Origin of the sequence: Rhodoplanes sp. Z2-YC6860, from assembly GCF_001579845.1 — a bacterium.
Lineage (GTDB): Bacteria > Pseudomonadota > Alphaproteobacteria > Rhizobiales > Xanthobacteraceae > Z2-YC6860.
The window spans coordinates 7,074,850-7,099,877 of record NZ_CP007440.1; the positions used below are offsets into that span (position 1 = coordinate 7,074,850).

General features: G+C 64.2%; 22 protein-coding genes and 1 tRNA gene. 11 read left to right on the plus strand and 12 right to left on the minus strand.

Annotated elements, in window-relative coordinates; genetic code table 11:
* Positions 1 to 62: 62 nt before the first annotated feature.
* Together RHPLAN_RS33020 and RHPLAN_RS33025 are read right to left on the minus strand one after the other, a co-directional pair.
* Positions 63 to 1,109, minus strand: a complete 1,047-nt coding sequence (locus RHPLAN_RS33020; RefSeq protein WP_068027722.1) for a lytic transglycosylase domain-containing protein — start codon at positions 1,107 to 1,109, stop codon at positions 63 to 65.
* A 31-nt stretch (positions 1,110 to 1,140) separates the two neighbouring features.
* On the minus strand, positions 1,141 to 2,103 hold the full coding sequence (locus RHPLAN_RS33025) for a cupin domain-containing protein (RefSeq protein WP_068027726.1): 963 nt from the start codon (positions 2,101 to 2,103) through the stop codon (positions 1,141 to 1,143).
* Positions 2,104 to 2,234: 131 nt separating this feature from the next.
* Between RHPLAN_RS33025 and RHPLAN_RS33030 the strand changes: the two genes are divergently transcribed.
* Both RHPLAN_RS33030 and RHPLAN_RS33035 read left to right on the plus strand, forming a co-directional pair.
* Complete coding sequence (locus RHPLAN_RS33030) at positions 2,235 to 3,206, plus strand: Bug family tripartite tricarboxylate transporter substrate binding protein (protein ID WP_068027728.1); 972 nt, start codon at positions 2,235 to 2,237, stop codon at positions 3,204 to 3,206.
* A 342-nt stretch (positions 3,207 to 3,548) separates the two neighbouring features.
* Positions 3,549 to 4,094: a hypothetical protein gene (locus tag RHPLAN_RS33035; RefSeq protein ID WP_068027731.1), complete on the plus strand. Its 546-nt coding sequence runs from the start codon at positions 3,549 to 3,551 to the stop codon at positions 4,092 to 4,094.
* A gap of 236 nt (positions 4,095 to 4,330) precedes the next feature.
* On the opposite strand, the gene RHPLAN_RS33040 is transcribed toward RHPLAN_RS33035, so the two are convergent.
* From RHPLAN_RS33040 to RHPLAN_RS33050, 3 genes are all read right to left on the minus strand, one after another.
* Positions 4,331 to 4,407 (minus strand) — tRNA-His (locus tag RHPLAN_RS33040).
* Between the two features lie 267 nt (positions 4,408 to 4,674).
* Positions 4,675 to 5,157, minus strand: a complete 483-nt coding sequence (locus tag RHPLAN_RS33045; RefSeq protein WP_068032219.1) for a phasin — start codon at positions 5,155 to 5,157, stop codon at positions 4,675 to 4,677.
* Between the two features lie 241 nt (positions 5,158 to 5,398).
* Entirely contained in the window at positions 5,399 to 5,788 is a 390-nt protein-coding gene (locus tag RHPLAN_RS33050) for a phasin family protein (RefSeq protein WP_068027733.1), read from the minus strand.
* A gap of 213 nt (positions 5,789 to 6,001) precedes the next feature.
* Between RHPLAN_RS33050 and RHPLAN_RS33055 the strand changes: the two genes are divergently transcribed.
* From RHPLAN_RS33055 to RHPLAN_RS38770, 8 genes are all read left to right on the plus strand, one after another.
* Positions 6,002 to 9,094, plus strand: a complete 3,093-nt coding sequence (locus tag RHPLAN_RS33055; RefSeq protein ID WP_157100639.1) for a PAS domain-containing sensor histidine kinase — start codon at positions 6,002 to 6,004, stop codon at positions 9,092 to 9,094.
* 124 nt (positions 9,095 to 9,218) lie between these two features.
* On the plus strand, positions 9,219 to 10,070 hold the full coding sequence (locus RHPLAN_RS33060; RefSeq protein ID WP_068027736.1) for an alpha/beta fold hydrolase: 852 nt from the start codon (positions 9,219 to 9,221) through the stop codon (positions 10,068 to 10,070).
* Between the two features lie 125 nt (positions 10,071 to 10,195).
* On the plus strand, positions 10,196 to 10,945 hold the full coding sequence (locus RHPLAN_RS33065) for a DUF1194 domain-containing protein (RefSeq protein ID WP_237179959.1): 750 nt from the start codon (positions 10,196 to 10,198) through the stop codon (positions 10,943 to 10,945).
* Positions 10,946 to 11,054: 109 nt separating this feature from the next.
* Complete coding sequence (locus RHPLAN_RS33070) at positions 11,055 to 11,762, plus strand: CoA transferase subunit A (protein WP_068027742.1); 708 nt, start codon at positions 11,055 to 11,057, stop codon at positions 11,760 to 11,762.
* A gap of 12 nt (positions 11,763 to 11,774) precedes the next feature.
* The gene (locus RHPLAN_RS33075; RefSeq protein WP_068027745.1) at positions 11,775 to 12,440 is read left to right on the plus strand and encodes a CoA transferase subunit B; all 666 of its coding nucleotides are present in this window, start codon (positions 11,775 to 11,777) and stop codon (positions 12,438 to 12,440) included.
* A 138-nt stretch (positions 12,441 to 12,578) separates the two neighbouring features.
* Entirely contained in the window at positions 12,579 to 14,516 is a 1,938-nt protein-coding gene (locus RHPLAN_RS33080; RefSeq protein ID WP_068027748.1) for an AsmA family protein, read from the plus strand.
* Positions 14,517 to 14,638: 122 nt separating this feature from the next.
* On the plus strand, positions 14,639 to 14,899 hold the full coding sequence (locus RHPLAN_RS33085) for a DUF6460 domain-containing protein (RefSeq protein ID WP_068027749.1): 261 nt from the start codon (positions 14,639 to 14,641) through the stop codon (positions 14,897 to 14,899).
* A gap of 192 nt (positions 14,900 to 15,091) precedes the next feature.
* A protein-coding gene (locus RHPLAN_RS38770; protein ID WP_157100640.1) for an IS630 family transposase occupies positions 15,092 to 16,040 on the plus strand; the annotation gives its coding sequence in 2 pieces (ribosomal slippage) (positions 15,092 to 15,427 and positions 15,429 to 16,040; 948 coding nt in all).
* 6 nt (positions 16,041 to 16,046) lie between these two features.
* Here RHPLAN_RS38770 and RHPLAN_RS33100 read toward each other — a convergent pair.
* The 6 genes from RHPLAN_RS33100 to RHPLAN_RS33125 form a co-directional block, all read right to left on the minus strand.
* A complete protein-coding gene (locus RHPLAN_RS33100; RefSeq protein WP_068027755.1) occupies positions 16,047 to 16,859 on the minus strand; it encodes an ABC transporter permease subunit in 813 nt (270 codons plus the stop codon).
* Positions 16,859 to 17,812 (minus strand): ABC transporter permease, encoded by a 954-nt coding sequence (locus RHPLAN_RS33105; protein ID WP_084246071.1) that lies wholly within the window; start codon positions 17,810 to 17,812, stop codon positions 16,859 to 16,861. The genes RHPLAN_RS33100 and RHPLAN_RS33105 overlap by 1 nt, the downstream gene beginning before the upstream one ends.
* Positions 17,809 to 18,990, minus strand: coding sequence for an ABC transporter ATP-binding protein (locus RHPLAN_RS33110; protein ID WP_084246073.1), 1,182 nt, complete (start codon positions 18,988 to 18,990; stop codon positions 17,809 to 17,811). Before RHPLAN_RS33110 ends, RHPLAN_RS33105 begins: the two co-directional genes overlap by 4 nt.
* A gap of 75 nt (positions 18,991 to 19,065) precedes the next feature.
* Positions 19,066 to 19,671, minus strand: a complete 606-nt coding sequence (locus tag RHPLAN_RS33115; protein ID WP_068027758.1) for a response regulator transcription factor — start codon at positions 19,669 to 19,671, stop codon at positions 19,066 to 19,068.
* 127 nt (positions 19,672 to 19,798) lie between these two features.
* Positions 19,799 to 21,292, minus strand: a complete 1,494-nt coding sequence (gene glpK / locus RHPLAN_RS33120; RefSeq protein WP_068027761.1) for a glycerol kinase GlpK — start codon at positions 21,290 to 21,292, stop codon at positions 19,799 to 19,801.
* 3 nt (positions 21,293 to 21,295) lie between these two features.
* Positions 21,296 to 22,783, minus strand: a complete 1,488-nt coding sequence (locus RHPLAN_RS33125; protein WP_068027764.1) for a glycerol-3-phosphate dehydrogenase — start codon at positions 22,781 to 22,783, stop codon at positions 21,296 to 21,298.
* Between the two features lie 102 nt (positions 22,784 to 22,885).
* Between RHPLAN_RS33125 and RHPLAN_RS33130 the strand changes: the two genes are divergently transcribed.
* Positions 22,886 to 23,947 carry a Bug family tripartite tricarboxylate transporter substrate binding protein gene (locus RHPLAN_RS33130; protein WP_157100641.1) on the plus strand — a complete coding sequence of 354 codons (1,062 nt, stop codon included), beginning with the start codon at positions 22,886 to 22,888 and terminating at the stop codon, positions 23,945 to 23,947.
* Between the two features lie 45 nt (positions 23,948 to 23,992).
* Here the strand turns inward: RHPLAN_RS33130 and RHPLAN_RS33135 are convergent, their stop codons facing one another.
* The gene (locus tag RHPLAN_RS33135) at positions 23,993 to 24,985 is read right to left on the minus strand and encodes an aldo/keto reductase (RefSeq protein WP_257730315.1); all 993 of its coding nucleotides are present in this window, start codon (positions 24,983 to 24,985) and stop codon (positions 23,993 to 23,995) included.
* Positions 24,986 to 25,028: the final 43 nt, after the last annotated feature.

Sequence of the window (25,028 nt, forward strand, 5' to 3'; positions counted from 1 at the left end):
ATCGAGCGCGGCCTTGCCGCCATATGACGGCAAGATCGAGATTCAATATCGCCGTAGTTGCGTTATCCCCTCGCCGGCGGGTTTCGCATAATCACGCAAGCACCGTGGTTGCGGCGGATGCGATTGCAGATGTCGTAAGCCGCCGCTCGGTTCGGTGCGCCGATCCGAACCTGGTAGAACGGCCGCGTGCCACGTGACAGCAATCGCTGCTCGACAATAATCGGGTCGACACCCGCCATCACGTCCAGATGCAATCGCTCCAATGACACGTAGTGGCCAAGGATCGCCTGCCGCGAAAAGCCTGCGGTCAGGATCACGCCCCAGGGCTGTCTGGTGCCTTGCACCACTCGCGTTTCAAGCGCCTCGACGAACGGATTGTTGGGTGCGCGCTTCAGTGTCGCGATCAGCACGCCGCAATCGGCGCCGCCCTGCTGCTTCTGGACGGTGGCATCGCCGCCCTTCGACCACTGCTCCACGGTGGAGCCCGTGATCGCATAGACATAATGCCGCGTCTGCGACGGCATCGGGCCACTCCCCGCCAGCCATTCGCGCACCCGGCGTGGGCCGGCGTTGTAGGCTGCGGCCGCGAGCCCGAGGTTGCCGAACTGGCGGCGCAGATCGCGCAGAAATTCTGCCGATTTCGGCAGCGCCTGGATCGGATCAAATGGATTGAGCAATTGCCGCTCTGCCGCGGTGCCAGGCATGAACTGGGCGATGCCCTGGGCGCGCTTGCCGTTGCGTGTCACCGGCCCGACCGCGTCGGCACGGAACCGGCTCTCCTGCCAGATCACACGGGCGAAGAACTCGACCGGCAGACCGTTGGCGCGCGCCGAAGACTCGACGAGGAGGCAGACCGATCTTTGGGCATCGGTCACCGACACCGGTTTGATCGGCCCAACCGGCGGTTCCAAGTCTGCAGATGTCTTGTCGGCCGATGTATTTTTGTCAGGCTCCGCGGGGGCGTCGGCGGGCTTCGCGGCTTCGGCAGGCTTTGCGGAATCCACCGGTTCGGCGGGCTTGGCCGCCTCGGCGGGTGTCTTTGGCTGTTCCTGCCCGACTGCAGGAAGCATCAGCAAAGCCAGAATGGCGAGCCCCAGCGCGTGCCGCATCAAATCGCATCTCAATCCGTTCGGGAGGAACCTAGTGCGCGCTGCCCGCCTCGCGCAGGAAACCGAGCTTGCGCATCACCGGCTCGTCGGTGACACGGAACAGCACCGCGCCGCTGTCGCTCGCGTGGGTGTGCTCGCGCCATGACGGAACCACAATCACATCGCCGCGGTTCCAGGCGAGCTTTGCGCCCTCGACCTCGGTCGTGCCCGACCCTTGCACCACGCCGAACACGCTGTTGGCCATCACCTTGCGTGTCCTAGTGCTTTGACCGGCGGCGAGACCGATCATCGACAGCGCCATGGTGTCGAGCGCCGCATCGAGCGCGACCTCCGCGGCGTGGCCGTCGCTGCGTGATGCAGCATCGGCGAGCCGCGCTCTGGTCTCATGCCACGGAAAGTGCATGGGCGACGCATTCGGCACCACGCTTTCCTTCTCGAAGTCGTCGGGATGCGGCTCGAAAAACATCGGCTCGAGCAGATGCACCAGCGGCACGTCGAGCACGTCAAGCCAGTAGGCGCAGGCGCGGCTGTCATTGCCATGACCGTGCCAGCACCAGTTCGGCGTCAGCACCACGTCACCCGGCATCATCGACAGCCGCTCGCCGTTGACGATGGTGTAGGCGCCGGGCTCGGCATCGACGATGAGACGGAGCGCATTCGGCGTGTGGCGGTGCGAGCGTGCCTTCTCGCCCGGCATGATCATCTGATAGGCGCAAACGATGGTTCGCGAGGTGGCGTAACCTTCGGCGGGATTCTGCAGGATGAGATTTCTCCGCTCGGCCAGCTCGGTGTTGATCAGCCGGCCTGCGGCATCAAGCGCGCCCTTGGCCTGCGCATAGCTCCACACGAAGGGCTGAAAGTTCTTCCTGGGCTCGGCCCACAGCGACGGCGTCGGCTTCGCCCAGCCCGCGCCCATGCGGATCGGAGAGAGCTGCGAATAAAGCTCCTCAAGCGTGCCGGATTGTGCGAGCTGCTGCGGCGTCGGATTGCTCATGCGGGCACCTATGTCAGCCATCAAGGCGGCAAACATTACATTGGAATGACGCCGCTGCCGAGAGCGTGCACTTGGTTTTGCGCGCGGTTTCGATCATAGAAAGCACAACAACAATTCGGGAGGGCGCAACCATGGGCAAGCGGCACGGTTTTGCTTCGGCATTGATCGCGGGTCTGCTGTCGTTCAGCACGCCGGCATTCGCCGGCTATCCCGACCGGCCGATCACGATGATCGTGCCGTTCGCGCCCGGCGGACCGGTGGACATCATCGCGCGGATTCTCTCGACCTTCATGCCGCAAACGCTCGGGCAAAGCCTTGTCGTCGACAATCGCGGCGGTGCTGCCGGCAACATCGGTATGGGTCAGGCCGCGCACGCCAAGCCCGATGGCTACACCGTCCTGATGACGTCGACGGCGATCTCGGTGAACCCCGCGCTGTTCAAGAACCTGCCCTACGATCCGATCAAGGACTTCATCCCGATTTCCGAGCTCGTCAACGCGCCGAACGTGCTGGTGGTGCGTCCGGATTCCGGCATGAACACCGTGGCCGATCTTGTCGCCCGCGTGAAAGCTGCGCCCGGCACCTTCAGCTATGGCAGCCCCGGTGCTGGCACCAAGTCGCATCTCACGGGCGAACAACTGAAGCTGCGTGCCGGCATCGACATGGTGCACGTGCCATTTCGCGGCGCGGGTCCGGCCGCGCAAGCCGTGCTCGCCAACCAGCTCCAGGTCGCCTCTGTTGCACTCGCCGCGGCGGAGCCGCTGATCAAGTCCGGAGATCTCAAGGCGCTGGCGGTCACCGGCGAGAAGCGCTGGTTCTCGCTGCCCAACGTGCCGACCATGATCGAGTCCGGCTATCCGAATTTCGTCTCTGATACCTTCAACGCGCTGTTCGTTCCGGCGGGCACGCCGCAGGACGTGGTCGATGTGCTCGTAAAATCGAGCCAGGCCGCGATGCGCCGTCCGGAGGCGTTGGATGCCGCGCGCAAAGCGGGCTTCGAAGTCGTGGCCGGCACCCCCGATCAACTGGCGCGGCGCGTTGCCACGGAGATCGACAGCGTGCGTGATCTGGTCGCCAAGGCCGGTATCAAGACGGAAAACTGAACGCCCACCGACGGACATTTCCACAGCGGCAACAATCCTGACGGCGGCTGATGCGAGCCGCCAGCGATCCTGCATTTCTCCTGGATTCGCGGGCTGTTCGACGCTCGCGCGAGGCTCGGGCAGGCTGTGGAAAACGCGTGGAAAACCCACCCTGATCCGACACCTTGCTGTCCCAAAATAGATCAACAAACAAAATGACTTAGCCACAAAATTTGCGATTAACAAACCGTAAAGATGCCGCTAGGTTGACCGCACTGTGAGGAGGCCATGGGGGGCTCAGCCCAGGTTCTGAGCCGTGTCACTTGCGCGGGATGAGCCGCGTTTTTTGTTAGGGAGCGTTGGATGAAGTACCTCACAGTGTGCAAGGGGGCTCTGCTGGCTGTTGTGCTCGCAGTCGCCGCCACCCCGGCCATGGCCGGCGACCGCGGCGGTGGTTACCGCAACGATTGCTACAAGTGCCCGCAGCCTCGGCCGAACTACGACTCGACCGAAGTGTTGAAGCAAACGCGTGACGTCGATCACTCACGGGTCATCGAGACCCAGAGCGTGGTCCCGACGAAGCGCCTGATCGAGACCAATCACCTGATCATCCGCGAGAACGAGACTCGCAATATTGGTACGATTCAGCACAACCACACGATTATCGAGAAAGAACTGGTCCTGACGAAGCACAACGTTGACACCAAGAACGTCAACACCTTCGTCAATCTCGTCGAGCACAAGTACCACACTGAGCGAAAGCACATCGTCGAGGAGCGCGAGCTGCCCGGCGAGAGGCGCGACATCACGTGTAACTGTGATCGCGGTGGCCCGCTCCAGGTGTACGGCCAGGCTGAACCTGCCGACGCCTATGCCCGGGCGCCGAAATACGTGAAGGGCCGGTACTGATCTGCGCGACCTAGGGCATGATCCCGAAAAGTGCGAAGCGGTTTTCGGAACAGATCATACCTGACCAAGCAAAGGAGCGACGGATCCGATTCGACGAAGTTGGATCGGATCCGGGCGCGGCTCATAACACCGCCGCAGCCTGACAGGCTCGGTGACAGCCGCCCCGCGGGGAAACCTGCGGGGCGGTTTTGCTTTTTCAGCGAACGATAATTGTGGAAGGCGTCGCGGCGGCGATTTGGTACAGGAGGGTGGATTTGAACCACCGACCTCTGGTTCCACAGACCAGCGCTCTAACCAACTGAGCTACTCCTGCGCCTGCCGTGAGCGGGGCGGAAACTAGGAGCAAAGGCCGGGCTTGGCAAGCCAACGGGCGGATTTGCCGGTTAAATGTAGCTCATGCCGGGCGGTCAGGCAGCCCAGGTTCGCGCCAGCGACCGGCACGCCCCGCCCCGTGGCGCTACATTGGCGGCTAGTCCTCCTGGCTGAGCAGAGGATGTCAGGGCCTAAGCGCGAAAAAGCCCGAGCCGTGAGCTCGGGCTTGCTCGCCATGCGGCGCCCGCAGGCGCCGATGTGACCTCTATCAGGCCGCCTTCTTGAAGGCGCTGCTCATGGTCGCTTTCAGCGGCTCGGTGGTCTCGGTTGCGACCTTCTGGGCCAACGCCGAAAGCTCCTTGGTCTGGGCACTGAACGCCTCGTACTGGCCGCGCAGATGCGCGGTCGACAGTTCGATCGCCTCGGACACCGACTTCACCGTGAGAAGCTTGCCGGCATAGTCGAAGCTCGAATTGGTGTTGGCGCGCGCGGCCTCGATGATCTTGAGGCCGTAGTCGGTGAAACCCCGGCTCGCGGTGGCGTAGCTATCCTCGATGACGCCGGTCGCCTCCTCGGTGGCGGCCTTCATCTTCTCCCAGTTGTCCTTGCACTGGGTGACGCTTTTCTCCGCGAACTCGCGGAATGCGGACGGGACTTCGAACTTCGGCATTTCGAAACGCGGAATCTCAAACTTCGGGAATTCGACGTCGGACGACTTCGATTTCGATTTGCTGGTGCTGATATCGGACATGGCGTTCACCTTCCTGTCGTGTTGATCAGGCGGCCGCATCGATCTCAATAGGCTTCCGGACCGCCGCCTTGTCCCTGTCCGGAGCGCCAGTGCCGCCCGGTCGTTGACCCGTGCGGCTAATTTCAAGCGGAATATAGGCGGGGTATTGCTGCAATGCAACATCAATATTGCAGTGCAATATAAATTTTAATCTGCGGCCGATTCTATAAGTAAAGACAGCTATTTATCGGTATCTCGGTAGTCAACCGGTGCCTTTCCCGTTGCCGGCCGGGGGCGCCGCAGCAGCGCCAGCGCTTTGAGCAAGTTCCCGGGCCTGCTCGGTCAGCGCCTGAATCTGCGCTTTGACGAAATCGGCATGCAGGCGCATGACCTCCTCGCCATCCTTGGCGTGCAGGAGCCGTTGCGCGAAGTCAAAAGACGCCGCGATATTACGCTCCGAGAACGTCACCACCTTCTGTTGAAGCCCACGGAAGCCCCACGGCGCCGTGCCGGTCTGACCCTCGAAGGTCGAGATGGTGCGCTGGGTTGCGGCCATTAGTTCATCAAAGGCTTTTCTGGCCTGGGCCACGCTTTGCTCCGCGAAGGCGCGCATCTCAGGCGGAAACATGGTGTTGAATGGATTGTCGGTCATGGTGCTTCCTCCCCATGAGACGGGCTGTTGTTCAGCGCGTTAACTACAGAACGCATGGTGGCCCAAAAAGATCATCGGTCACCCTAATTAAGGTTAGGCTCAATCACCCGGCCCGGAAACCCCACACTGCGTGGACCTCGAGACCCCCTGAGACTATGACGATTTCCCTAAAATCGGTCAGAACCGTTATTGGACTTGCGGGGCACGTGCGTGGTGAGTGAGACCAAGTCTCCGCTCGAATATCTCAGCGACCCACGGTTGGCGCCGTACGCAACCGGCTCAGTGCCGGTATGGCTGTGGAGCGCCGATGCGACCCATATCCTGTGGGGCAATCCGACCGCGGCCGCAATCTTCAACGCTGCCTCGCCGGCGGCACTGCAGGGCCACACCATCGACCCCAAGGGCTCGGCTGCGCTGCAAATCGCGCGGCTTGCCGGAACGCTACCGCACGGCTCCACGCCGCGGCTCGAGCGACTGCGTGGATTCGGCGGTCGTTTCGGCGGCGCACTGCTTTGCAACTGCGCGCGCATCACGATGACGGATCGGGTGCCGGCGATCCTCGTGGTCAGCACCGAAGCCGCCGGACCCAAGCTTTCGCTCGGTGAGCAGGCCAAACGGCTGCTCGCCGGCACCGACGCGGCCGCCGCGCTGTTTGCCGCCGATGGCGCGCTTCTCTCTGCGACAGCGGCCGCCGGCGCACTGCTCGGCAATAACACCTCGCTTGCTGCACTGAACGCGACGCCGCTTGCCGAGAAGGCGTTCGCCTCCGGCCGCGCCGAAGGCGCAATCAACGAAGCCGATATGACGCTCCAGCGCGTCGGAGCCGATGCCTCGACACTTCTGCTTGCGATGTTGACGCCGCGCGAGACGGTCGCTGCGCCCGCTCCGGTCAGAGTTGAAACTGAAGTCGAGCCGCCGAACGGCGAAGCGCCCGCTGCTCCTGCGCTCGACACAATGGCGCCAATGCCAGCGACCGACACGCCCCAGGCTCCGCCGTTGCAGCCTGAGACGGCGCAAACCACGCCGGCTGCGCCTGCTGAGCCCGGGCCTGCTGAGCCTGCATCTGCTGAGCCTGCTGCAGCGCCCCCCTCGCCTGCCGCAATCGCGAGCGAGCGCCGCGCGCCGCTGCGGTTCGTCTGGCAGATGGATTCCGGTCAGGGCTTCTCGATCGCCTCGGACGAGTTTCTTGCGCTGATCGGCAAAGGCCCAGCGTCCACGCTCGGCCGGCCGTGGACTGAAATCGCCACGGCCCTGAGCCTCGATCCCGAGGGCCAAGTGGAGCGCGCGCTTGCCTCGCGCGACACGTGGTCAGGCATCATCGTGTCGTTCCCGGTCGAAGGCAGCAATGCGCGGGTCGACGCCGAGCTGTCGGGACTTCCAGTGTTCGATCGCGACCGTAACTTGCGCGGCTATCGCGGCTTCGGCATCTGCCGCAACGTGGCGCAGCTCAACCAACTGATACAAGCCCGCGCCGCGGAGACGCCTGGCGCACCGGCTTCACGCGTCGAGCCGTCGTTATTCCGCGACGAGCCGCCGCCCGCTTCTACCTCGGCCGAGAATGTGGTGCCGTTCCCCTCGGCACCGACCGACGGTCCGCCGGCGCTTTCGCCGATCGAGCGCAAGGCCTTCAGCGAGCTCGCCAGCCGCTTGACCGCACAGCTGCGCGGCCGCGAGCTGCCGCAAAATCGCGAGACGCCAAGCCCGACGTCGATCGCACCCGAAGCCGTCGCGGCTTCGCCGCAGAGCCCTGCCGAAGAACCTGCTGCCGAGCTCCCATCTCCTCCGCCCGCGGTCGAGCGCGCGCCGGAACACCCGGCGCTGCCCGCTGCCGCAGACTCGGCGAGCGACGCGCGGCCGATCCTCGACCGCTTGCCGGTCGGCGTCCTGGTCTACCGCCTCGACAAGCTGATCTACGCCAACCGCGCCTTCTTGGAGTGGACCGGCTATGGCGAACTTTCGGCGCTGGAGGAAGCGGGCGGCCTCGACGCACTGTTCGTCGGGCCCAGTCGGGACGAGCCGACACCCAACAACGGCTCCAAAGCGCTGACGATCGCGACCAACAAGGGCAGCCAGGTCCCCGTGAAGGCGCGGCTGTTCACCTCGCCATGGAACGGCGAATCCGCTCTGGTTCTGATGCTGACCAGCGTCGGGACCGACGACAACAAGAAAAATTTTGAGCAGGCCCTGCGGGAAGCCAAGTCCGAGGCCGGCGAATTGCGCGCCATCCTCGACACCACCGCCGATGGCGTGGTGCTGCTCGACGCGAACGGCCAGATCACCTCGATCAATACCAGCGCCGAGGTGATGTTCGGCTACCAGAGCCGCGAACTCGCCGGACGGCCGTTTGCGAGTCTGCTTGCTCAGGACAATCAGCACATCGCCGAACAGATGCTCGACAGCGTCAACCGCCAGCCGTCGGCGGAGCCGAATGGACGAGACGTGATCGGCCGACGCAGCAGCGGCACCGAATTCCCGCTGTTCATCACCTTCGGTGCGCTGCCGGCCGAGAACAAGCGCTGCGCCATCGCGCGCGATTTGACGCTATGGAAACGCGCCGAGCAGGAGCTGATCGCAGCAAAGCGGGAGGCCGAACGGGTTTCGGCCACGAAATCGGATTTCCTCGCCAAGATCAGCCACGAGATCCGCACGCCGCTCAACGCCATGATCGGCTTCTCCGAGATCATGATGCAGGAGCGCTTCGGCTCGATCGGCAACGAGCGCTACCAGCAGTATCTCGCGGACATCCACGCCTCCGGCGGCCATGTCATCTCGCTGCTCAACGACCTGCTCGATCTGTCGAAGATCGAGGCAGGGAAGCTCGAGCTGAACTTTGCGGACGTCAATCTCAACGATCTCACCCAGCAATGCGTCGCGATGATGCAGCCACAGGCCAATCGTGAGCGCATCATCATCCGTACTTCGCTGCCGCAAGACCTGCCGCAGGTCACTGCCGACCCGCGCTCGGTGCGCCAGATCGTGCTGAATCTCCTGTCCAACTCGATCAAGTTCACGAGCGCCGGCGGCCAGGTGATCGTGTCGACGGCGCTCGACGACCAGCACGATGTGGTGCTGCGCGTGCGCGATACCGGCGTCGGTATGAGCGAGCGGGATCTCACCATCGCCATGGAGCCGTTCCGGCAGCTCGCAACGTCGTCGCGCTGGGGTTCGGGCGGCCAAGGCCTTGGTCTGCCGCTGACCAAAGCTCTGGCGGAAGCGAACCGCGCGCGCTTCAAGATCAGAAGCGGCGTCAACGCCGGCACGCTGGTCGAGGTGGCTTTCTCAGGCACGCGGATGGCCGCCGAATAGGGCCACTTCCCGTGCACCACCCCTGGTGCCGGCCATCGGCCCGATTATGATGGCTGACGCATCCTACGTCCGGGTTCCCGGCCGTCCTGCTCCCTGCCGCCGTAACAAATTGCGAGGAAACGTCATGCCGTTCGCCAAAGTCCGCGGAGTGAATATTTTCTATCAGGTCATCGGCGATCACGGCCCCTGGGTCGCGCTGATCACCGGCGGACGGCGCGGCCACGACGAATTCGTGCCGCTCGCCACCAAGCTTGCCAACGCCGGCTATCGCGTTGTGCTTCACGACCGCCGCAACACCGGCCGGTCCGATGTGCTGATCGAGGGCGATACTGCCGAGGAAATTCTCTGGCTCGACGACCTGCACGAGTTGCTCAAGCAGCTCAACGCCGTTCCGACTTTCATCGGCGGCTCATCGGCGGGCGCACGCACAGCCATGCGCTATTACGTGCGCTTCCCGAACGACACGCGCGGGCTGCTGCTGATGCGGGTGACCGGCGGCGCCTTCGCGGCCGCTCGCCTGCCGGAGAACTACTACGGCATGTTCATCAAAGCCGCGCAGCAGGGCGGCATGGCCGCAGTCTGCGCCACCGAGCAGTACCAGGAGCGCATCGTCGCCAATCCCGCGACGCGCGACCGCCTGATGGCGATGAACCCTCAAGACTACATCAAGGTGATGTCGAACTGGCAGGACCAGTTCATCGCCTCGACCAAAATGGAGGTGTTCGGCATGACCGACGCCGACCTCGCTTCGATCAAGGTTCCTGCCGTGGTCATTCCAGGCAACGACCAGACCCACGCCTCGGTGAACGGAAAGCTCGCGGCGAGCAAAATCCCCGGCGCGGTGCTGCACATGCTGCCGATCCAGGATCAGGAGGTTCCGCTCATCAACTATACCGAATGGGCGCCCTACGAGAACGAGATCGCCGACACATTCCTGTCGTTGATGCGAAAAGCCGGCGCATCGAAGGCGGCCTGACGGCCGTTGTTGGAGATGCGATGAACCTGACGCAATGCAGTCTGTCAGGTTTCCACGGCTGACGTCCGAGCTGGAAAACGGCTAAGCTCAGTCTGCCGGCGTATGCTGGCGGACGGGTGGAGACCATGCCCATGTTGCATGCGCTTCGGACGTTGCTGATTGCGGTTGCAATCATCACGCTGGCGCCGCTGGCGCGAGCCGCCGAAGAAGTCGACCTGCTGCTGGTGCTCGCGTCCGACGTTTCCCGCAGTGTCGACCAAGCCAAGTTCCAGTTGCAGCGCGAGGGCTACGCGGCGGCGATCACTGACAAGCGCGTGCTGGAGGCGATCACCGCCGGCCGCATGCGCCGCATCGCTGTCGCTTTCGTCGAATGGTCCGGCGTCACATCGCAGCGCGTGGTGATCGACTGGACCCTGATCGATGGCGCCGACGCTGCGCGCAAGTTCAGCGACCAGCTCATCGAATTGCCCCGCTCGTTCGCCGAGCGCACCTCGATCAGCGGCGGCATCGATTTCTCCATGGGGCTCCTGGCACGCGCGCCCTATGAGGCGCCACGCCGCACCATCGACGTATCCGGCGACGGCACCAACAATTCCGGACGCGACGTGACGCTCGCCCGCGACGAGGCCATCGCAAAGGGCGTCACGATCAACGGCCTCGTGATCCTCAGCGAACGGCCGATGCCGTGGAATCCGGAGCATACCAACCCGCCGGGCGGGCTCGCAGAATATTACCGGACCAACGTGGTTGGCGGCCCGAGCGCGTTCGTCGTCGTGGCGGAGGATTTCAATTCGTTCGGCCAGGCCATCGTCAAAAAGCTGATTGCCGAGATTGCCGACCTCAGTTTCCCGAAGCGTCTGCTCCCTGGCGGCTGACGGCCCTTCCCGCGACCTCCTGCCTGCCCACCTGGTGCTTGATCGCGGTTCGCGGTCCAGGGTACAGAAATTGCATGATTATGCGGAACGTGTGGGGAGGTTTGCGTCCATGAACAAGGTGTATCCCGACGCCAAGGCGGCGTTGGCCGGCCTGCTGAAGGACGGCATGCTGATAGCGGCCGGCGGCTTCGGTCTGTGCGGCATCCCGGAGGTACTGATCCAGGCGATCCGCGAAGCCGGCGTGAAGAACCTCACGATCGTATCGAACAACGCTGGCGTTGATGGCGCCGGCTTGGGCCTGCTGCTCGAGACCAAGCAGGTCAAAAAGATGATTTCGTCCTACGTGGGCGAAAACAAGCTGTTTGCCCAGCAGTTTCTCGCCGGCGAACTCGAGATCGAGTTCAATCCGCAAGGCACGCTCGCCGAACGGCTGCGCGCCGGCGGCGCTGGCATTCCGGCGTTCTTCACCCGCACCGGTGTCGGCACCGACATCGCCAAGGGAAAGGAAGAGCGCGTGTTCGACGGTGAGAAGTACATCATGGAGCGCGGCATCGTCGCCGACCTCTCCATTGTGCACGCCTGGAAGGGCGACACCGAAGGCAACCTCGTCTACCGGAAGACCGCGCGGAACTTCAATCCGATGGTCGCCACAGCCAGCAAACACACGGTCGCGCAGGTCGAAAACCTGGTCGAGCCGGGACAGATCAATCCCGACCACATCATCACGCCGGGCGTCTACGTGAAACGAATGATCCACGTCCCCAATGCGGTGAAACACATCGAACAGCGCACCGTGCGCAAAAAAGTTCTCGCTTAAGGAGAGAGACCCATGTCCTGGACTCGCGAGCAGATGGCGGAACGCGCGGCGCAGGAGCTGCGCGACGGCTTCTACGTCAATCTCGGCATCGGCATTCCGACGCTGGTGTCGAACTACATCCCGACCGGCATGAGCGTTCAGCTGCAAAGCGAGAACGGCATGCTGGGATTCGGCCCCTTCCCCTATGAAGGCGAGGAAGACCCCGACCTGATCAACGCCGGCAAGCAGACCGTCACTGAGCTGCCGACCACGAGCTTCTTCTCCTCGGCCGACAGCTTCGCGATGATCCGCGGCGGCCATGTCGACCTTGCATTGCTCGGCGCCATGCAGGTCGCAGAGAACGGCGACCTCGCCAACTGGATGATCCCCGGCAAGATGGTGAAGGGCATGGGCGGCGCCATGGACCTGGTCGCCGGCGTCAAGAAGGTCGTGGTGATCATGGAGCACTCGGCCAAGAACAAGGATGGCTCCGTTGACGCGAAGCTCCTGCACACGTGCTCGCTGCCGCTGACCGGCGCCGGCGTGGTCGACATGATTATTACCGATCTCGGCGTGTTCAATATCGACCGCAAGGGGGGCGGCGGAATGACGCTGATCGAGCTCGCTCCGGGCACCAGCCTGGAAGAGATCAAATCCAAGACCGAAGCCAATTACCGCGTGGCTTTGAAGAACAACTGACCTGCGGCAAATCGCGATAGCTTCGCGCACTTCGTGGCCGGGCACCGGCCACGAAAGGGTCACAGATAACGGCCATTTTCCCTGTCCACGGCCGCGCGCTATACTGCCCCGGCTTCAAGCATAGACACGGATCGATCTGTGACCGCGGCAACCGGACTCAAGCGCCTGGGCATCCCTGTCGCCGCCATCGTGCTGGCGTGCTTCGCGGCACTTGCCGCGGTTTCGTTTTTCATGCCGTTCGACACCGTGCGTGACGCGGCCAAAGCCGAGATCCGCAATGTCACCGGCCTCGACGTGGTGCTGAAAGGCGACGTTGACGTTTCGCTGTTTCCGACCGGCTCCATCACGTTTGCCAATGTGACGCTCGGCGAAGATTCCAATCCGGTTCTGGTGGCCGATCAGCTGATCGCGCGGCTGCGCTTCATTCCCTTGATCACGGGGCGCATCGAGATATCCGATATTGCGTTGATCAAGCCGAGGATCAGAGTCAATTATGATCGCGACGGCCGCTCGAACTGGGCCGCCACCGTCGAGACTTTGGCGCGCGCACTCGGCCCCAAAGCCAACCGGCCGGTCAACGTCGCGTCGTTCTCGGAAATCCGGATCGACGACGGCGTTATCGACGTCAACGATGCCGCGCGCGGCATCAAAGAGACGCTCAGCGACGTTGATCTGGCGCTGGCCTGGCCGTCGATCTCCAAGAGCTTCGCGGCCACCGGCCGCTTCGTGTGGCACAGCGAGCCGGTCGACGCGGCGGTGACGCTGACCGATTTTGCCGCAGCGCTTGCGGGCGACCGTTCGGGATTCAAAGTCCGGTTGAGTGGCCCACCGATCAAGCTCGCCTTCGACGGCAACGTCAGCACCAGCCCGACATTGAAAGTCGACGGCACGACCGCTGCCGATTCCGCGTCACTGCGCGACACTTTGCGCTGGGCGGGCTACCAGCCCAACGTTGGCGGCGGCTTCGGCCGCTTTGCCATCAAGGCCAAAACCAGCGTCGCCTCGGGTACGATCGCGCTCTCCACCGTCAACATCGAGCTGGACGGCAACGTGGCCGAAGGCGTGCTGACCTTCTCGACCGACGGGCGGCGCTCGATGCAGGGCACGCTCGCGGCCGACGATCTGAATCTGACGCCCTATCTCGGCACGATCCGGCTGCTCACCGCCAACGAGCGCGACTGGAATGGCGGCCCGCTCTCGTTCGACGATCTCAGCGGGTTCGATCTCGATCTGCGGCTTTCCGCGGCGCGCATCGCGATTCAGCGCGCCAAGCTCGGACGCACCGCCGTGGCGCTCAATCTGCGAGGCGGCAAGCTCAACGTCACGATCGGCGAATCCCAGGCCTTCGGCGGTGTGCTGAAAGGCACGCTCTCGGCTTCGGCCGCCGACGGCGGCGCCGATTTCAAATCGCAGATGCAGTTCGTCGATGTCGATCTCGAAAACTGCCTGAACGATCTGTTCCAGTTCCGCCGGCTTGATGGCCGTGGCGACATGGAGCTCAACCTCGACGCGTCCGGCAACAGCGTGCTGGCGCTCACCCGCAGCATGAACGGCTCGGCCAAGCTTGTGGGCCGCCAGGGCGCGATGATCGGGCTCAACGTCGAGCAATTGCTGCGACGGCTCGAACGGAGGCCGCTGTCCGGCACCGGCGATTTCCGCAACGGCCGCACTCCGTTCGAAAAGCTCAACGTCGACATCAAGATCGCTCAAGGGGTGGCGACGGTCGAGAATGTCAGCATGGAAGGCTCCAAGGTCCGGCTCGGGCTCGGCGGCCAGGCCTCGATTCCGGCGCGCGACTTCGACCTGCGTGGCGTCGCAGCGCTCGCCTCGAGCGGCGCGGCCGACGCGCAGCCCGCGTTCGAACTGCCTTTCGTGGTGCAAGGCCAATGGGAGGATCCGATCATCCTTCCCGACACCCAGAGCCTGATGCAGCGCTCGCCACTGGCAAGCCCCCTCCTCAACGCGCTCAAGAGCCGGGGCAATTCGAAAGACACGGTGCGCGACGCGCTGGAGCGGCTGATCCCCGGCGCGCTGGGCGGTGCACCGACCGGCGCCACCCCGCCGGCGGAACGCTGAGATCGCCGGAAATCCTGACTTATTTGAACATCCGCCCCGCCGGACAGGCGTGATTAAGGCGTTTCGACTATGATTGCGGCGACGAATCACTCCGCAGGCGCCCCGCCTGCGAAGAGGACCGGATGTTTCACCCTTTGATCCGCTCGCTGGTCAAGATCGCGGTGGCGTCCCTGATCGTCGGGACGGTCCTCACCCATTTCGGGATCACGCCCGAAATGCTGATCAAGGAATTCGGTTTTTCCTACGAGAAGATCGAGGATCTGGCGCGCCGCGGCCTGTCCTGGGCCATGCCGAGCCTGATGGTGGGCGCCATGGTGATCCTGCCGGTCTGGTTCCTGATGTACCTGTTCCGGCCGCCGGGCGGCAGCCCGAACCACGATTAGAGCATGATCCCGAAAAGTGTGAAGCGGTTTTCGGAAAAGATCATGCTCAAACAAGAGCAAGAAGCGACGGGTCTGATTCAACGAAGTTGAATCAGACCCTAGAGCGGTTCACTTCTTTTCTGAATCGCTGGGGATTCCGCTGGGCTTCGAATTGTGATTCAAGCTGCTGGCTGGGTTGGAGGCCAGCAGCTCATGACCCGACCTCTGTCCAATGATCTGCGTGAGCGTGTCGTTGCGGCGGTGCGGAACGGTGAGAGCTGCCGGACGGTGGCTTCGCGGTTCGGCGTGGCGGTGTCGTCGGTGGTGAAGTGGTCTCAGCGCTATCGGACGACTGGCTCAGTGTCGCCGAGCAAGATGGGTGGATATCGCAAGCCGGTGCTCGATCCGCATCGGGCCTTCATCCTGGAGCGCATCAGACAGACCCCGCATCTGACCCTGCATGGGCTGAAGGACGAACTTACCGCGCGTGGGGTAAAGGTCTCGCACAATGCCGTGTGGCTGTTCCTGCGGCGCGAAGACCTGCGGTTCAAAAAAAACACTGTTCGCGCTTGAACAGGCCCGGGCCGACATCGCCCGCAGACGAAAGCGCTGGCGATCCTGGCAGGCCGGTCTCGATCCACGGCGTTTGGTCTTCATCGACGAAACCTGGATCAAGACCAGCATGGCCCCGCTGCGCGGATGGGGACGCAAGGGCGATCGCCTGCGAGCTTACGCGCCGCATGGTCATTGGCGGACGCTGACCTTCCTCGGCGCGCTCCGCCACGACGGCCTCACAGCCCCTTGCGTGTTCGATGGCCCGATCAACGGCGAGTGCTTCCGAGCCTATGTCCAGCAGCAACTCGTTCCCGCACTGAAGGCCGGCGATATTGTCGTCATGGACAACCTCGGAAGCCACAAGGCTGCCGTGCTGCGACAGATCATAAGAGCAGCCGGAGCCAGGCTCTGGTACCTGCCGCCCTACTCGCCGGACCTCAATCCGATCGAGCAGGCCTTCGCCAAGATCAAACATTGGATGCGCATGGCTCAAAGGCGCACCATCGACGATGTCTGGCGCCAAATCGGCAGCCTCGTCACAACCATAGGCCCCCGCGAATGCAGCAACTACTTCGCAAACGCCGGATACGCTTCCGTCAAATTGTGAACCGCTCTAGGCGGCGGCGTTGGCTTCTCGCGCCGCGCGGAGCTCGGCCCGCTTGGCGAACAGCGCCGCGCCGGTCACGCCCAAAGCCACCACCACGATCATGACGGTGCAGATGGCGTTGATCTCCGGCTTCACGCCGAGGCGGACCTCCGAATAGATCCGCATCGGCAGCGTCGTCGCACCCGGCCCGGTGGAGAAGCTCGCGATCACCAGGTCATCGAACGACAGCGTGAAGGCAAGCATCCAGCCCGCAGCCACCGCCGGAAAGATCAGCGGCAAGGTGACGACCATGAAGGTCTTCAACGGCGGGCAGCCCAAGTCCATCGCGGCTTCTTCGAGACTTCGATCGAAACTCACCAGCCGCGACTGCACCACCACGGTGACGAAGCTCGCCGTCACGGTGGTGTGGGCGATAACCACGGTCCAGAAGCCGCGGTCGGCGTTGATGGCCACGAACAGCAGCAGCAGCGACAGACCGGTGATCACCTCGGGCATCACCAGCGGCGCGTAGACCATGCCGGCGAACGCGGTGCGGCCGATGAAGCGCCCGGAGCGGACCAGCACCACCGCGGCGAGTGTGCCGAGCACAGTCGCAGCGGTGGCCGACAGCGCGGCGATCCGCAGGCTGTTCCAGGCGGCCTCCAGCATTGCGCCGTCGTGCAGCAGTTCGACGTACCAGCGCGTCGACCAGCCGCCCCACACCGTAACCAGCCGCGAGGCGTTGAACGAATAGATCACCAGGATCGCGATGGGCAGATAGAGGAAAGCCAGCCCCAGCGCGATCGAGACGACATTGAAGGCGGAGAGACCCTTGCGCATCAACGGCCTCCGGAGTCGTTTTCCAGATCACGCAGCTGCAGGCGCTCGTAGATCAGGATCGGAAACAGCAGGATCACCAGCAGCGCGATGGCGATGGCGGAGGCCACCGGCCAGTCCTTGTTCTGGAAGAACTCGGTCCACAACGTCTGGCCGATCATCATGGCGTTCGAGCCGCCGAGCAGATCGGGGATCACGAACTCGCCGGCGATCGGGATGAAACACAGCAGCGCGCCGGCCGCGGCGCCCGAGGCCGACAGCGGCACGGTGACGAGCCAGAACGTCTTCCAGTGCGGGCAGCCGAGATCGGCCGCCGCTTCAAGCAGCGTGTCGTCGAGCTTCTCCAGGCTCGCATAGAGCGGCAGCACCATGAACGGCAGATAGGAATAGACGATGCCGATGATGATCGCGGTGTCGGTCGCAAGCCAGACCAGCGGCGCTTTGATGATGCCGAGCGTGAGCAGCGTATCGTTGAGCAGGCCTTCGCGCTGCAGGATGTTGATCCAGGCATAGATGCGGATCAGGAACGCGGTGAGGAACGGCAGGAACACCGCCATCACCAGCACCGGCTGCACGCGCCGCGGCGCACGCGCGATGCCGTAGGCGATCGGATAGCCGATCAAGAGCAGGATCGCGGTCGACACCGCCGCGATGATCAGGCTGCGAAGATATGACGTGATGTAGAGCGTATCGGAGCCCAGGAGCCTGTAGCTCTCGACCGACAGCGCCGAGATGAAATCCCGAACGCCCTGCCAGCCTTGCGAAAGGTCCAGCAGCGGCGTGTAAGGCGGCTGCGCGAGCACGGTCTGTGACAGACTGATCTTGAGCACGATCAGGCACGGCACGACGAAGAACAGCAACAGCCACAACGCCGGGATGAGAATGACCAGTCGCCGGCCCCACTTCGTCTTTTTGGCCGAACGGCGGCGTGGTGCGATGGTGGGAGCGTCCGTCATCGGGTCAGCAGCACGGCGGCTTCCGGCCTGAAGCTCAAGAACGCACGGTCGTCGACGTTGACGGGTTGCGTGGGCTTCCTTTCGCGATTCACCACCGCGGCCTTGATGTCGGCACCGCTGTCGAGCTTGACTTTGTAGATCGACATTCCACCGAGATAACCGATCTCGGAGACGCGGCCGGTAAACGAGTTCTCGGCCCCCCCGGCCGGCGCCCTCGTGTGGAGCTCGATCTTTTCCGGCCGCACGGCCACCCAGACATGAGTGCCCGGCGCAATGTCCGTCGGGTGTGAGACCATCAGGCGGCCGCCGCTCGTGCTCTCGACCACGCAGTGGCCCAGTCCCGACGAGACGATCCGCCCTTCCGTCAGGTTGACGTCGCCAATGAAGCCCGCGACCCAGCGCGAATTCGGCCTCTCGTACATCTCGGCGGGCGGCGCCACCTGAACAAGCCTGCCGCCGTTCATGACGCCGACCCGGTCCGCGACCATCATGGCCTCCTCCTGGTCGTGCGTGACGACGACGAAGGTCAGGCCAAGCCGCTTCTGCAACTCCATCAGCTCGAAGCGTGTCTCCTCGCGAAGCTTCCGGTCGAGCGCCGACAGCGGCTCGTCGAGCAGCAGCACCTTGGGACGCTTGGCGAGTGCGCGCGCGAGCGCCACGCGCTGGCGCTGGCCGCCGGAGAGTTGATGCGGCCGCCGCTCGCCGAGCCCGTCGAGCCGCACGAGCTTCAGCATCTCGGCGACGCGAGTTTCGATTTCGGCCTTCGGCATGCTGTCCTGCTTGAGCCCGAATGCGATGTTGCCCGCGACCGAAAGATGCGGAAACAGCGCGTAACTCTGGAACATCATGTTGACCGGCCGCCGATGCGGCGGCACGCCGGTCAGCTCCGCGCCATCGAGCAGAACACGGCCTTCGGTCGGCTGCTCGAAGCCCGCCAGCATCCGCAGCAGCGTGGTCTTGCCGCAGCCCGACGGCCCGAGCAGCGCGAAGAACTCGCCATCGTGAATATCGAGCAGCACCGAGTCGACCGCCGTCACGCTGCCGAAGCGCTTGCTGACGGTGTCGAACTGGACCAGCGTCCGCCGCGCGACGGAGGGCGCCACAGGGAGGGCGCTGGGCTTGGGATCGGACTTGGCCCGAACGTCTGCATCCCTGCCGAATGGATTGTCGTCCGTCATGGCCCGACACGCTAATCGCGCCGGGCGGCAGGCTCAACTCAGGACTATCGGCGGGACGGCGCCGGCGTCGTCAATTCACAGGAGGAAGACGTCGTCGCGGGTGCCGCTGGCCGCGGTGGCGGGCTCCGGCGGGCGGGCGGCCGGGATCGTCGGCCTGGCAAGATCGGCGCTGCCGTGAAGTGCCGCCTTGTCGGCCGGCCGGGCGTTCGAGAACATCTTCCGCGGCGCCGGCCCGTAATAGCCATCCAGCGTGATGAACGGCCGCGGCACGGTGACGATGGTGATGATGCGCTCGTGCAATGCCTTGGTGGAGACCGGCTTCAGCAGATATTCATGCGCCCCGAGCCGGGCCGCCTCGACCACGCGCCAGCGGTCGCCGTGACCGCTCAGCATGATGATCGGCACATCGGGCGCCGGAAAATCCTTCGGTGAGCGCACCATGCGCACGAACTGGGCGCCGTCGATCAGCGGCATCTCCCAATCGACGATCACGATGTCCGGCCTGTGATGCTTGATGGCTTCGAGGCCCGCGATGCCGTTGTCCGCCTCGATGACGGATTTGATGCCGATCGCAAGCAGCATCGTGCGCACGACCTTGCGCATGTAGTACTCGTCGTCGACGATCAAGACCTTCAACGACGCGATCTGATCTTGCAGATCCTTGCTCAGTACCTGTTCCATTGGAGGCCTCGCTCAGGCGAAACCGAGGGACGCAACGGCTGATGGTTCGTTCCGCAATCGGACCATCTTTCAATTGAACTTGCGTCAAACTTAGCGGCGAAAGTGCCTCGCTCCGGGCAATGGCTTGTTAACGCTGAGGGGGCGTCAGCGTGCGGCGGACCGCGTCCTGCCAGCCGGCCCATTTTCGGGCGCGAGTGGGCCCATCCATCGCCGGCTCAAAGCGCCGGTCGAGCTGCCAGGTCTTTGAGAATCCTGCCGGATCGGGGCAGACGCCGGCCTTGAGACCGGCCAGATAGGCGGCGCCCAGCGCCGTGGTTTCCATCACCATCGGCCGGTCAACCGCGGCGCCGAGAATATCGGCGAGAAACTGCATGGTCACGTCGCTGGCCGTCATGCCGCCGTCGACGCGCAGCACCGTGCCGGCCGCGGCCGGCCCGTCGGCGTGCATGGCCTCGAGGAGATCGCGGGTCTGATAGCCGACCGATTCCAGCGCCGCCTGCGCGATCTCGGCCGGACCCGTGTTGCGGGTCAGCCCAAGCAGCGCGCCGCGCGCATCGGCATCCCAATAGGGCGCACCGAGCCCAACGAAGGCCGGCACCAGATAGACCTGGCCGGCCGGATCGGCGTTGCGCGCCAGCGCGTTCACCTCGGAGGCCTGCTTGATCAGGTGCAAGCCGTCGCGCAGCCATTGCACTGCGGCGCCGGCGATGAAGATCGCGCCCTCCAGCGCGTAGGTGCGCTTGCCGTCGAGCTGGTACGCGATGGTGGTGAGGAGCCGGTTGCGCGACCGGATGGGTTCTGCGCCGGTGTTGAGCAAGGCAAAGCACCCAGTCCCATAGGTCGACTTCATCATGCCGGGCGCGAAACAGCCCTGCCCGACGGTCGCAGCCTGTTGATCGCCGGCCATGCCGAGCACACGAATCGGCCCGCCGAACAGTTCGGGCAGCGTTTCGCCGAACTCGCTTGCGCAGTCGCGCACCTCCGGCAAGAGCGGCAGCGGGACCGCAAAGAGACCGGCGAGGTCGCCATCCCAGCGCGCCTTGCGGATGTCGAAGAGCAGCGTCCGTGCCGCGTTGGTTGCGTCGGTGGCATGCACCCTGCCGCCGGTGAGCCGCCACAACAGATAAGAGTCGACCGTGCCGAAAGCGAGTGCGCCGCGTGCGGCCTTCTCGCGTGCGCCTGGCACGTTGTCGAGAAGCCACGCGATCTTGGTCGCCGAGAAATATGGATCAAGGAGAAGTCCGGTCTTGCCGGTGATCGCGTCTTCGTGACCTTCGGTCCGAAGCGCCGCACAGGCGTCGGCGGTGCGGCGGTCCTGCCAGACGATCGCATTGTGGATCGGCTTGCCGGTCGGGCGATCCCAGACGATCGTGGTTTCGCGCTGATTGGTGATGCCGATCGCGGCGATATCCTTTGCGGCGACGTTTGCCTTGGCCATCGCACCGCGCACAGTCGCGACCACGTCGGCCCAGATCGCCTCGGCATCGTGCTCGACCCATCCAGGCTGAGGATAGATCTGGCGCAACTCCTGTTGCACGGTCGCGACCGGCGCCAGCTTATCGTCAAACACGATTGCACGCGTCGAGGTGGTGCCCTGATCGATGGCGATGAGATGGGTCATAGGCTAACCCGCCGGTTGCACCATGAAGCGCGCCAGCAATTCCCTTTCGCCGGGCGTCACCTTGAGACCGAGCTTGCTCCGCCGCCAGAGAATGTCATCGGCGGTGCGCGCCCATTCTTCTTTCATCAGATAGCGAACTTCCGCTGCGCTGAGCGGACCGAAAAACGGCGCAATGTCGTCGCGCGTTCTGGCCTGACCGAGCACGCGGTCGACGCGGGTGCCGTAGGCGTGAACCAGCCGCCACGCTTCCGGCTCGGTGAGGAACGGCCACGCGCGCAGCGTCTGCGACACACGGGTGTTGATGGCGTCCCAGAGGAAATCGCCGCCAGGCAGCGGCGTCGACGCCGTCCAGCGGCGATGGAGCTGGAAGAAATGCGCGGTCTGCTCCAGCGCATCCTCGGCGAGCTTCCGATGGGTGGTGATCTTGCCGCCATAGACCGTCAGCAGCGGTGCCGCTCCGTGGCGTTCGTCCAGCACCAACTGATAGTCGCGCGTGACGTCCTCCGGCGCATCGCGACCCGCGCTTTCGTCATAGAGCGAGCGCACCCCGGCGAAGGCCCAGACCACCTGCTCGGGCTCGACCTTGACGCGGAAATATTCGTTCACGGCGCGGCACAAGTACACCACCTCGTCGGCGCTCGGCGCCACGGCGTCGAGCGCGCCGGTGAAGTTCTCGTCGGTGGTGCCGATCAGCGTGAAATCGTCGTGGAAGGGAAGCGCAAAGACGATGCGGCCGTCCGTGTTCTGGAAGATATAGCCGCGATCATGATCGAAGGCCTTGGGCACCACGATATGACTGCCCTTGGCAAGCCGCAGCGGCGGCCGCCCGTCCATCCGCAGCACGGTCTCGGCGACAATGCCGGCCCAAGGACCCGCGGCATTGATCAGCACACGGGCGGTGACGACATCGCGGCGGCCCTGGATGTTGAGAATGAGCCGCCAGGTGTCCTCCCGCTCGGCGCGCGCCACCCGCGTGCGGGTGCGGATCACGGCGCCGCGCTCGGCGGCATCGAGGGCGTTGAGCACCACCAGCCGGGAGTCGTCGACCCAGCAGTCGGAATACTCGTAGCCCATGATGAAGCGGCGCATCAGCGGATGGCCGGTCGAATTGTGGGTGAGATCGACGCTGCGCGTGCCGGGCAGGATCCGGCGCCGGCCGAGCCAGTCGTAGAGGAACAGGCCGAACCGCAGCATCTGCGGCGAGCGCGGACCGGGCACCGCCGGGAGCACGAAGCGCATCGGCCGGATGATGTGCGGCGCATTCTTCAACAGCACCTCGCGCTCGGCGAGCGCCGAGCGCACCATCCGCAACGCGCCGTGCTCGAGGTAGCGCAGGCCTCCGTGAATGAGCTTGGTCGAGGCCGATGAGGTGCCGGAGGCGAGATCGCTCTGCTCCAGCAGCACCACCCGAACGCCGCGCCCTGCAGCGTCCCGCGCGATGGCCGCGCCGTTGATGCCGCCGCCGATGATGGCAAGATCGTAGTCGGCCATGAGTTCTTTGCGATTCTCCCCGAACGAGAATGCGCGGACCGCGCGACAGGCTCAAGCTGTGTTATGGTCTTGCCGCAATCCGTGAACTGCGGCGAGGCCCCGATGAAACGGCTTGTTGGTTTCCTTTGGATGACAGGCTTTTGGGTGACGGGCTTGGTGGCGACGCCCGCGGCCGCAGAGGATGCAATCGCTCAGTTCTACAAGGGCCGCCAGATCACCGTGGTGGTCGGCTCATCGCCCGGCGGCGGCTACGACATCTATGCCCGGCTGATGGCCCGTTACCTGGGAAAGTACATTCCCGGCAATCCCACCATGGTGGTGACCAACATGCCGGGCGCCGGCAGCAACGCCATGGTGGCGCATCTCTACAACGTTGCGCCCAAGGACGGCACCTTCATCGGCGCGCCGCAGAACAACGCCATCATGGATGCGTTGTTTGACGCATCGCTCGGCAACGCACGGCGGTTGCGGCATGACGCCAGCAAGCTCGTGCAGATCGGTTCCGCCACCACCGACCACTATGTCTGCATCGCCCGCGCCGATGCGCCGATCAAAAGCTTCAAGGAGGCGCTCACGAAGGAATGGCTGATCGGAGCGAGCCAGCCCGGCACCTCGACGCGCGATTATCCGGCGATGCTCAACAACACCACGGGCGCCAAGATCAAGCAGGTCAGCGGCTATCCCGGCACGCGCGAGATCACGCTCGCGATCGAGAAGAACGAGGTCTACGGCCTCTGCGGCTTTTCCTGGTCGAGCCTCAATGCGCAAAAACCGGATTGGGTGAAATCCGGCTTCATCCGCGTGATCGTGCAGGAGCATGACAAGGGCAACCCCGAGATCAACAAGATGGGCGTGCCGCTCGCGGTCGACTTCGCAACCTCGCCGGAAAACCGCAGGATCATGGAGCTGATCTATTCGTCGGAAACCTTCGGCCGGCCGTACTTCGTGGCGCCCGATGTTCCGGCCGAGCGCGTCGCAGCGCTGCGCAAAGCCTTCATGGAAGCGATGAAGAACAGCGAGTTGCTGGCCGAGGCGCAGAAGATCGGCCTCGCCATCGATCCGATCGCAGGCGAGGACTTGCAGAACCTCGCCGCGAGGATTTTCGCGACACCGACCGAGTTCGTCGAGAAGACCAAGAACGCGCTGGTGTATCGCGCGCCATGACGTCCGATCGAACCGAACCGCGGCGTCGTCAGATATGCCGCTTCGTCAGATATAGAGGCTCGCCATCTGCGCCTCGGGATAACGCGTGCCCTTCACGGCATCGGGGGGCACCGCGCTTGCGATCTCGGCCAGATCCGCGTCGGTGAGTTTCACGCTGAGCGCTCCGATGTTCTCCATCATGCGCTTCTTCTGCTTGGTGCCCGGGATCGGCACGACATCCGGCCCCTGTGCCAGCACCCAGGCGAGCGCGAGCTGCGCGGGCGTGCAGTTTTTCTTCTTGGCGATGGCCTCGACCTTCTGTGTCAGCGCGCGGTTGTGAGCGAGGTTGTCGCCAGAATAGCGCGGCTGGCGTTTGCGGGTGTCGCCCTCGGCGAGCGTCGCCGGATCGGCAATGTCGGAGGTGAGCAATCCACGGCCAAGCGGCGCGTAGGCGACGAAGGAAATGCCAAGCCCTCGTGTGGTGTTGCGCGTGTCGTCGGCCTGATCCCGATAGAGCAGCGAGAACTCGTTCTGCACCGCGGTGATCGGATGCACCTTGTGGGCGCGCGCGATGGTCTTGGGCGAGGCTTCGCTCAAGCCCAGCGCTCGGACCTTGCCCTGCTGCACGAGTTTCGCCATGGCCCCGACGGTGTCCTCGATAGGCACGGTCGGGTCGATGCGGTGCGCGTAATAGAGGTCGATCACGTCGACGCCGAGCCGCTTCAGGCTCGCCTCGCAGGAGTTCACGACGAACTCCGGACGGCCGTCGGCAAATTTACCGCCGGCCCCGCCGAGATTGCCGAACTTGGTGGCGATCACCAGCCCGCTGCGTTTGCCCTTCAGCGCATTGCCGAGCAGCGTCTCGTTGTGCCCCTTGCCGTAGGCGTCGGAGGAATCGAAGAAGGTGATCCCGGCCTCGATGGCCTCATGAATCTGCGTGGTGCTGGCGGCATCGTCGGACGGTCCGTAAGTGCCGGAGAATGACATGCAGCCGAGGCCCACGGCCGAGACTTCGATGCCAGTCTTGCCGAGCGTCCGCTTGGGCAATGATTGAGCCACGGTGTCCTCCTACGTTTTCGAGATTTGGCGGGACGATAGACCG

What these genes read in the sequence shown, in the direction of transcription:
- RHPLAN_RS33125 (WP_068027764.1), bottom strand. Translation starts at nt 22,783, where the DNA reads ATGGCCGACTACGATCTTGCCATCATCGGCGGCGGCATCAACGGCGCG.
- RHPLAN_RS33025 (WP_068027726.1), bottom strand. Translation starts at nt 2,103, where the DNA reads ATGAGCAATCCGACGCCGCAGCAGCTCGCACAATCCGGCACGCTTGAG.
- RHPLAN_RS33105 (WP_084246071.1), bottom strand. Translation starts at nt 17,812, where the DNA reads ATGACGGACGCTCCCACCATCGCACCACGCCGCCGTTCGGCCAAAAAG.
- RHPLAN_RS33075 (WP_068027745.1), top strand. Translation starts at nt 11,775, where the DNA reads ATGTCCTGGACTCGCGAGCAGATGGCGGAACGCGCGGCGCAGGAGCTG.
- RHPLAN_RS33110 (WP_084246073.1), bottom strand. Translation starts at nt 18,990, where the DNA reads ATGACGGACGACAATCCATTCGGCAGGGATGCAGACGTTCGGGCCAAG.
- RHPLAN_RS33130 (WP_157100641.1), top strand. Translation starts at nt 22,886, where the DNA reads ATGAAACGGCTTGTTGGTTTCCTTTGGATGACAGGCTTTTGGGTGACG.
- RHPLAN_RS33030 (WP_068027728.1), top strand. Translation starts at nt 2,235, where the DNA reads ATGGGCAAGCGGCACGGTTTTGCTTCGGCATTGATCGCGGGTCTGCTG.
- RHPLAN_RS33100 (WP_068027755.1), bottom strand. Translation starts at nt 16,859, where the DNA reads ATGCGCAAGGGTCTCTCCGCCTTCAATGTCGTCTCGATCGCGCTGGGG.
- RHPLAN_RS33085 (WP_068027749.1), top strand. Translation starts at nt 14,639, where the DNA reads ATGTTTCACCCTTTGATCCGCTCGCTGGTCAAGATCGCGGTGGCGTCC.
- RHPLAN_RS33035 (WP_068027731.1), top strand. Translation starts at nt 3,549, where the DNA reads ATGAAGTACCTCACAGTGTGCAAGGGGGCTCTGCTGGCTGTTGTGCTC.
- RHPLAN_RS33045 (WP_068032219.1), bottom strand. Translation starts at nt 5,157, where the DNA reads ATGTCCGATATCAGCACCAGCAAATCGAAATCGAAGTCGTCCGACGTC.
- RHPLAN_RS33065 (WP_237179959.1), top strand. Translation starts at nt 10,196, where the DNA reads ATGCCCATGTTGCATGCGCTTCGGACGTTGCTGATTGCGGTTGCAATC.
- RHPLAN_RS33070 (WP_068027742.1), top strand. Translation starts at nt 11,055, where the DNA reads ATGAACAAGGTGTATCCCGACGCCAAGGCGGCGTTGGCCGGCCTGCTG.
- RHPLAN_RS33020 (WP_068027722.1), bottom strand. Translation starts at nt 1,109, where the DNA reads ATGCGGCACGCGCTGGGGCTCGCCATTCTGGCTTTGCTGATGCTTCCT.
- RHPLAN_RS33060 (WP_068027736.1), top strand. Translation starts at nt 9,219, where the DNA reads ATGCCGTTCGCCAAAGTCCGCGGAGTGAATATTTTCTATCAGGTCATC.
- RHPLAN_RS33050 (WP_068027733.1), bottom strand. Translation starts at nt 5,788, where the DNA reads ATGACCGACAATCCATTCAACACCATGTTTCCGCCTGAGATGCGCGCC.
- RHPLAN_RS33115 (WP_068027758.1), bottom strand. Translation starts at nt 19,671, where the DNA reads ATGGAACAGGTACTGAGCAAGGATCTGCAAGATCAGATCGCGTCGTTG.
- glpK (WP_068027761.1), bottom strand. Translation starts at nt 21,292, where the DNA reads ATGACCCATCTCATCGCCATCGATCAGGGCACCACCTCGACGCGTGCA.